This is a genomic window from Streptomyces sp. MnatMP-M17, assembly GCF_900091995.1.
Taxonomy (GTDB): Bacteria; Actinomycetota; Actinomycetes; order Streptomycetales; family Streptomycetaceae; genus Streptomyces.
This window is the reverse complement of sequence record NZ_FMDK01000759.1, coordinates 1-7,043: the sequence shown is the minus strand read 5'-3', so window position 1 is coordinate 7,043 and position 7,043 is coordinate 1. Positions and strand designations below refer to the sequence as shown.

General features: G+C 69.0%; 7 protein-coding genes and 1 pseudogene. 2 read left to right on the top strand and 6 right to left on the bottom strand.

The window, feature by feature from the left end:
- Window positions 1–406: pseudogene (locus tag GA0115259_RS29965) on the top strand (hypothetical protein); the annotation flags it as partial.
- 183 nt (window positions 407–589) lie between these two features.
- Here GA0115259_RS29965 and hppD read toward each other — a convergent pair.
- Complete coding sequence (hppD, locus tag GA0115259_RS29960) at window positions 590–1,744, bottom strand: 4-hydroxyphenylpyruvate dioxygenase (RefSeq protein WP_093602826.1); 1,155 nt, start codon at window positions 1,742–1,744, stop codon at window positions 590–592.
- Between the two features lie 170 nt (window positions 1,745–1,914).
- Between hppD and GA0115259_RS29955 the strand changes: the two genes are divergently transcribed.
- A complete protein-coding gene (locus GA0115259_RS29955; protein WP_202450469.1) occupies window positions 1,915–2,475 on the top strand; it encodes an Lrp/AsnC family transcriptional regulator in 561 nt (186 codons plus the stop codon).
- 23 nt (window positions 2,476–2,498) lie between these two features.
- On the opposite strand, the gene GA0115259_RS29950 is transcribed toward GA0115259_RS29955, so the two are convergent.
- The 5 genes from GA0115259_RS29950 to GA0115259_RS29930 all read right to left on the bottom strand — a co-directional run bounded on the left by GA0115259_RS29950 (window position 2,499) and on the right by GA0115259_RS29930 (window position 6,968).
- Window positions 2,499–3,296: a S16 family serine protease gene (locus GA0115259_RS29950; protein WP_093602824.1), complete on the bottom strand. Its 798-nt coding sequence runs from the start codon at window positions 3,294–3,296 to the stop codon at window positions 2,499–2,501.
- A gap of 166 nt (window positions 3,297–3,462) precedes the next feature.
- Window positions 3,463–4,104, bottom strand: a complete 642-nt coding sequence (locus GA0115259_RS29945) for an IclR family transcriptional regulator (protein WP_066953917.1) — start codon at window positions 4,102–4,104, stop codon at window positions 3,463–3,465.
- Window positions 4,105–4,470: 366 nt separating this feature from the next.
- Complete coding sequence (locus GA0115259_RS29940; RefSeq protein WP_093602822.1) at window positions 4,471–6,258, bottom strand: DEAD/DEAH box helicase; 1,788 nt, start codon at window positions 6,256–6,258, stop codon at window positions 4,471–4,473.
- A 123-nt stretch (window positions 6,259–6,381) separates the two neighbouring features.
- A complete protein-coding gene (locus GA0115259_RS29935; RefSeq protein ID WP_093602820.1) occupies window positions 6,382–6,771 on the bottom strand; it encodes a type II toxin-antitoxin system death-on-curing family toxin in 390 nt (129 codons plus the stop codon).
- Window positions 6,768–6,968 (bottom strand): ribbon-helix-helix protein, CopG family, encoded by a 201-nt coding sequence (locus tag GA0115259_RS29930; RefSeq protein WP_093602818.1) that lies wholly within the window; start codon window positions 6,966–6,968, stop codon window positions 6,768–6,770. The genes GA0115259_RS29935 and GA0115259_RS29930 overlap by 4 nt, the downstream gene beginning before the upstream one ends.
- Window positions 6,969–7,043: the final 75 nt, after the last annotated feature.

The window sequence follows — 7,043 nt, the reverse complement described above, 5'->3', positions numbered from 1 at the left end:
AATGCACGCCCCGCCCCGCCGCCATATCGGGGAGGCGCTGCGGATCAATCCGTACTTCTCACCGCTGCTCGTACCGAAGGCCCGGGAGGCGCTGGACATGCTGGGGAACGTGCCGGGCGGCGGGCCGAGGAGCGTGCCGAAGAACATGCGGGGACAGCAGGACGTGCCGGAGCAGGGCGCGCAGAGACAGGACATGCAGGGACAGAACATGCGGGCGCCGGACGCGCAGGGCCAAGACACACAGGTTCCGAACATGCAGGGGCCGAACACACAGGCGTGGGACACACAAGGGCAGAACACACAGGCTCCGGGCATGCGGACGCCGGACTTGCAGGAGCCGCCGGTGTCCTCGCCGTCGCCGTTCCCGGCACCGGCACAGGCACCGGCCGCCGCGGGCACCGTCTGAGCGGGCGGAGCGATCGAAGCGGGCGGGCCGCGGCCCCACGGAGGAGTCCGGGTTCGGGCTCCCGTGGGGCCGCGTCGCGTCGGCTGAGCACGTCGGTCGGGCGCGTCCCGGCCGCAACGGCGTGCCCTGGCGTGCCCTGGCGTGTCCTGGCGTGTCCTGGCGTGTCCTGGCCGCAGCCCTGGATCAGAGGTTGCCGCGCTTCTCCTGCTCGCGCTCGATCGCCTCGAAGAGCGCCTTGAAGTTGCCCTTGCCGAAGCCCATCGAGCCGTGTCGCTCGATCATCTCGAAGAAGACGGTCGGCCGGTCCTGGACCGGCTTGGTGAAGATCTGGAGCAGATAGCCGTCCTCGTCCCGGTCGACCAGGATCTTCAGCTCGCGCAGCGTCTCGACCGGCACCCGGGTCTCGCCCGCCCACTCGCCGAGCGTGTCGTAGTACGAGTCGGGCGTGTCGAGGAACTGCACGCCCGCCGCCCGCATGGCCCGTACGGAGGCGACGATGTCGTTCGTGGCGAGCGCGATGTGCTGGACGCCGGCTCCGCCGTAGAACTCCAGATACTCGTCGATCTGCGACTTCTTCCTGGCGATCGCGGGCTCATTGATCGGGAACTTCACCTTGAGTGTGCCGTCGGCGACGACCTTCGACATCAGCGCGGAGTACTCGGTGGCGATGTCGTCGCCCACGAACTCCTTCATGTTCGTGAAGCCCATGACCTTGTTGTAGAAGCCGACCCACTCGTTCATCCGGCCGAGTTCGACATTGCCCACGCAGTGGTCGACGGCCTGGAAGGTGCGCTTGGCGGCGGGCTCGACGATCGGGTCCGCGGCACCGAAGCCCGGCAGATAGGGACCGTTGTAGCCGGAGCGGTCCACCAGGGTGTGGCGGGTCTCGCCGTAGGTGGCGATGGCGGCGAGGACGACCGTGCCGTACTCGTCCTTGATCTCGTACGGCTCCTGGATCCCGCGGGCGCCGTGCTCGGTGGCATAGGCGTACGCGGCGCGCGCGTCCGGCACCTCGATGGCGAGGTCCACGACACCGTCGCCGTGCTCGGCGACATGCCCGGCGAGGAAGCGGCCCCACTCGGTGGACGGCTTGATGACAGAGGTGAACACAAAGCGGGCCGCGCCGTTCGTGAGGACGTAACTCGCGGTCTCCCGGCTGCCGTTCTCCGGTCCGGAGTAGGCGACGAGCCTCATGCCGAAGGCCGTGGAGTAGTAGTGCGCGGCCTGCTTGGCGTTGCCGACGGCGAAGACGACGGCGTCCATGCCCTTGACCGGGAAGGGATCGGCCTCACGCGCGGTGTCGGGAGCGGTGTCGGTGTGCATCGAGGTGTCAGCCATGGCCTCAGCGTCCCGCCGTTCCACAAGGTGCGCAACAGTTCGCGTATTCACTGGGCAGTATGCACAGCTGATCGCGAGAATAGGAGGGCCATCTGCACAGGATGACTATGGGCAGGACGGGCGACGGACGAGTCCGAGACGTAAGGGCGAGAAGGGGGCGGACCATGGGCATGGGTCCAAGCGGGGGTACGGGCGGAGGTACCGGTGCGGGTGGAGGTACGGGCGCGGGGACGGGAGCCGGTATCGACGGGCTCGACGGCAGGCTCATCGTGCTGCTGGCGCGCGAGCCGCGGATCGGAGTGCTGGAGGCCTCGCGCCGGCTCGGTGTGGCGCGCGGGACCGTACAGGCACGTCTCGACCGGCTTCAGTCGAACGGTGTCATCAGAGGATTCGGCCCGACCGTCGATCCGGCCGCGCTCGGCTATCCGGTCACGGCCTTCGCCACGCTGGAGATCAAGCAGGGCCAGGGCGCGGACGTACGCGCCCATCTCGCGACCGTCCCAGAAGTGCTCGAACTGCACACCACCACCGGACAGGGCGACATGCTCTGCCGGCTGGTGGCCCGCTCGAACGCGGATCTCCAGCGGGTGATCGACCGGGTGGTCGGTTTCGAGGGCATCGTGCGGGCCGCCACGGCGATCGTCATGGAGAATCCCGTACCACTGCGGATCATCCCTCTGGTGGAGCAGGCGGCGGCGGATTCAGCCGCCCGGTCGCACGGATCCCGGTGACGGGAGGCAGTCGCCGGGCTGTGTCAGCAGCCCGGTACGTCGCCGCCCTGTTCCAGTGAGCGCAGGGCCGACACCGCGCCCTTGAGCGTGGTGACCGGGATCAGCCGCATCCCGCCGGGCAGCTCGGCGCGCGCGTCACGGCACTCGGCCTTCGGTACGAGAAAGACGGTCGCGCCGTCGCGGCCGGCCGCCTGCGTCTTGAGGGACACGCCACCGACCGGGCCGACATCGCCGTCGTCGGTGATCGTGCCCGTACCGGCGATGGTGCGGCCACCGGTGAGATCGCCGCCGGAGCCGTCACCGTCCAGCTTGTCGACAATGCCGAGCGCGAAGAGCAGCCCGGCGCTGGGACCGCCCACATCGGCGAGATGGAGGCGGACGTCGGCCGAGGCCGGGTCCTTGCCCAGATAGCCGAGCGCCGCGGTGGTCGCGGAGTTCTGCGACTGGACCATGTCCTGGACGTTGTGCTTCTCGATCTCCTTGTCGGACTCACCGGACGGATAGACCGCCTCGCGCGGCAGTACGGCCCGGTCCGCGCGGAACCAGCCGTCGACCACATCACCGAGATCGACATCGGCGGACGGTCCCGTCGCCTCGATCGTGGTCATCCGGAGCTGGCCCTCGGTGGTGCGGGTGGGCGTCCCGCCGATGGTGATGACCTGCCGGCCCTTGTCGGTGCCGAGGACGTCCGCGGTCATCCCGGGCTGTGCCACGGCGTACGGCAGCGGCGCGACACCGACGACGGCGAAGAGCGCGGCGATCGGGAGGGCGCAGAGGGCGAGAAAGCCGGGACGCGGGAGACGAGAGAGACGAGAAAGCACGGTGTCAATGTATCTGCCGGGAGGACAGGACGGCCCGTGGCTCCCGGTCCGTGGCTCCCGCGCGCACCGGGCCGGACGACCGCACCGGGCGACCGCACCGGGCGACCGCACCGGGCGACCGCGCCAGGCAGAGCGTACGTGGTCGCCTCGGCCCGGGACCGTCGCCTCAGCGCAGGGCGTCCGCGACCTCCTTGGCCGCGTCGACAACGCGCGGGCCCACCCGTTCCGGTACGGAGTCGGCGAGCATCACGACTCCGACACTGCCCTCTATCCCTGTCACGCCGACCAGCGCGGCGGCGGCACCGCTGGCGCCCGCCTCCAGTTCGCCATGGGTGAGCGTGCAGCGCGGTTCGGTGAGAACGGTCCTGCGGGCGGCGAGGATCGCCTTGCCCGCGGCGCCACGGTCCAGCGGATGACGGAATCCGGCCCGGTAGGCGACGTGGTAGTCGGTCCAGGTCGGCTCCACGACCGCGACGGCCAGCGCCTCGGCCCCGTCCACGAGCGTGAGATGCGCGGTGGCGCCGATGTCCTCGGCGAGCGAGCGCAGAGCGGGCAGGGCCGCTTCCCGCACCAGCGGATGCACCTGACGGCCCAGGCGCAGCACACCGAGGCCCACTCTGGCCCGGCCGCCCAGGTCACGGCGGACCAGCGCGTGCTGTTCGAGGGTGGCGAGGAGCCGGTAGACGACCGTTCTGTTGACACCGAGTTTGTTGGACAACTCGGTGACGGTCAGACCGTGGTCGGTGTCGGCGAGCAGCTTGAGGACGCGCAGTCCCCGGTCGAGCGTCTGGGAGGTCTCCGCGGTCACGACGCCCTCTCCCTTCGGGGTCCCGTCGGCGGCGCGCGGAGAAGTCTCCGGCAGCTCTTGGTGTGCCGACTGCGCTCTGCGGCTGAGCAGCCACGGGGCGTTTACATTTCGGGGACAGTAGCGAGAGGCACCGCTGAGCGGAAGGGCTCGTCCAGAATCCGGTCAGAGAAGGGCAGTTGCTCCCTGTTCGGACGTGAAGTCGGCAGAGCGGTGACTTGCGGTGATCGCTCCCGCTATGCCGGGTGACCGTTCCGGCTGACAACGGTGTCAGCGAGCGCTGCCCGACGAACGTCCCGTACGGCTCGGACACCGCTCCGAGGGACACCACAACGGCAAGCTCGTCACATCCAGTTCAGCGTGTCCGGCTCACCGCATCCGGGTGGCCCACTCCTGTACCTTCGCGATCCGCTCCCGGATCTGTCCCGCCGTCGCCTCGGCGCTCGGCGGCCCGCCGCACACCCGGCGCAGCTCCGTATGGATCACTCCGTGCGGCTTACCGCTCTGATGGACATACGCGCCGACCATCGTATTGAGCTTCTTGCGCAGCTCCAGCAGTTCCTTGTGGGAGACCACCGGCCGTCGCTCGGCGGGCAGTTCCAGCAGATCCGCCTCGGCGTCCGGCTTCTTGCGGCTGTGCGCGATCTGCCGTGCCTGCCGCTTCTGGAGCAGCAGTTGCACCTGATCGGGCTCCAGCAGTCCGGGGATGCCGAGATAGTCCTGCTCCTCCTCGCTGCCCGGATGCGCCTGCATCCCGAACTCGGCGCCGTCGTACAGCACCCGGTCGAAGACGGCGTCGGACTCCAGCGCCTCGAAGGGCAGCATGTCCTGCTCGCCGGTGTCCTCGTCCTGTAGCTTCTCGGCCTCCGCCATCTCCTTCTCGGACTCGGCGTAGGGATCCTCCTCGCCGTTCTTCTTCGGCTTGTCGAGTACGTGGTCGCGCTCCACCTCCATCTCGCTCGCGAACCCGAGCAGATTGGGGATGGTGGGCAGAAAGACGGACGCGGTCTCGCCACGGCGTCTGGACCGTACGAAACGGCCGACGGCCTGGGCGAAGAACAGCGGCGTCGAGATGGTCGTCGCGTACACGCCCACCGCGAGACGCGGTACGTCGACGCCCTCCGACACCATGCGGACCGCGACCATCCAGCGGTCCTCGCCCGCGCTGAAGTCGTCGATGCGCTTTGACGCGCCGGTGTCGTCGGAGAGGACGACCGTGGCCTTCGTACCGGTGATCTCACGGATCAGCTTCGCGTAAGCGCGCGCCGAGTCCTGGTCCGTCGCGATGACCAGTCCGCCCGCGTCCGGGATGCCCTTGCGCACCTCGGTGAGACGCTGGTCGGCGGCGCGCAGCACATTCGGCATCCAGTCGCCGCGCGGATCGAGCGCGGTGCGCCACGCCTGCGAAATGGCGTCCTTGGTCATGGGCTCGCCGAGCTTGGCCGCGACCTCGTCACCGGCCTTGGTGCGCCAGCGCATATTGCCGCTGTAGCTGAGGAAGATCACGGGACGGACGACTCCGTCGCCGAGGGCGTTGCCGTATCCGTACGTGTAGTCGGCGGCCGAACGGCGGATGCCGTCGTTGCCCTCCTCGTACGCCACGAAAGGGATGGGATTGGTGTCGGACCGGAACGGCGTACCGGTCAGCGCGAGCCGGCGGGCCGCGGGCTCGAACGCCTCAAGACAGGCCTCGCCCCAGGACTTGGAGTCGCCCGCGTGGTGGATCTCGTCCAGGATGACCAGGGTCTTGCGCTGCTCGCACCGGTTGCGGTGCAGCATGGGCCGTACGCCGACGCCCGCGTAGGTGACGGCGACGCCGTCGTACTCCCTGCTCAGCGGTCCCGCGCTGTAGTCGGGATCGAGCTTGATCCCGATGCGCGCCGCCGCCTCCGCCCACTGCTTCTTCAGGTGCTCGGTCGGCGCGACGACGGTCACCTGCTGGACGACATGGTGGTGCAGCAGCCAGGAGGCGAGCGTCAGCGCGAAGGTCGTCTTGCCTGCGCCGGGTGTCGCGACTGCGAGGAAGTCACGCGGCTGCTCCTGGAGGTATCGGCCCAGGGCCCGCTCCTGCCAGGCACGCAGCTTGTTGGCGGTGCCCCAGGGCGCGCGGCCGGGAAAGGCGGGTGAGAGGTGGTGGGAGGAGGCGGTAGTAGTCACGGTCTCCGGTTCGCCGGTCGGGACGTGGGCGGTGGGCTTACGTACGACAACCGGGCCACCCTACCGGCGGGATGGCCCGGTCCTCGTACACACGAGGCCTCGCGCGGGCAGGTGCGACGCCTGTCACACCTCGGGCGCGAGCAACTCCCTGAGCGATTCCGAGATCGCCTTCACCTCGTCCATTTCCCCGGTTGCCACGGCGATGACCAGCCGCTCCGCCGCGTCGATGTCCGGACGCAGAGACACATCGTTCATGGCCAGGAACGTGACACAAGACAGCCAGGCGGTGCGCTTGTTGCCGTCGACCAGCGGGTGGTTGATGGCAAGGGACTGCAAGAGCGCAGCAGCCTTGTCGAGCAGATCCGGGTACGCCTCTTCGCCGAACATGGCCGCCGAGGGGCGGTGCACCGCCGACTCCAGCAGTCCGGCGTCCCGGACCACGACCTGCATGTCATCGCAAGCATGATCAGCGATAACCAGGACGTCCTCCGCGGACAGATAGAGACACGTCACTTGAGCCGCTCCATCAGCTCACTCCACTTGGCCGCCTGCTCCTTGGCCGTCTGCCTGACCATCGCCTCGTGGGCGGTCCTGGCCAGGTAGTCGTCCACAGCCTTCAGCAGTATGGCGTGCATGCTGGTGCCCTCCTGCTCGGCGCGCTGCTTGAGCGCCTCAGTCTGATCGTCACGAAGACGCAGGTTCATTGCCATACCAGAATGGTACTACCCCATGGGGCCAGTGTGGTACCGGCTATCGCGTCCGTACGCGCGCCGCTACCCATACCC

What these genes read in the sequence shown, in the direction of transcription:
- hppD (WP_093602826.1), bottom strand. Translation starts at nt 1,744, where the DNA reads ATGGCTGACACCTCGATGCACACCGACACCGCTCCCGACACCGCGCGT.
- GA0115259_RS29955 (WP_202450469.1), top strand. Translation starts at nt 1,915, where the DNA reads ATGGGTCCAAGCGGGGGTACGGGCGGAGGTACCGGTGCGGGTGGAGGT.
- GA0115259_RS29930 (WP_093602818.1), bottom strand. Translation starts at nt 6,968, where the DNA reads ATGGCAATGAACCTGCGTCTTCGTGACGATCAGACTGAGGCGCTCAAG.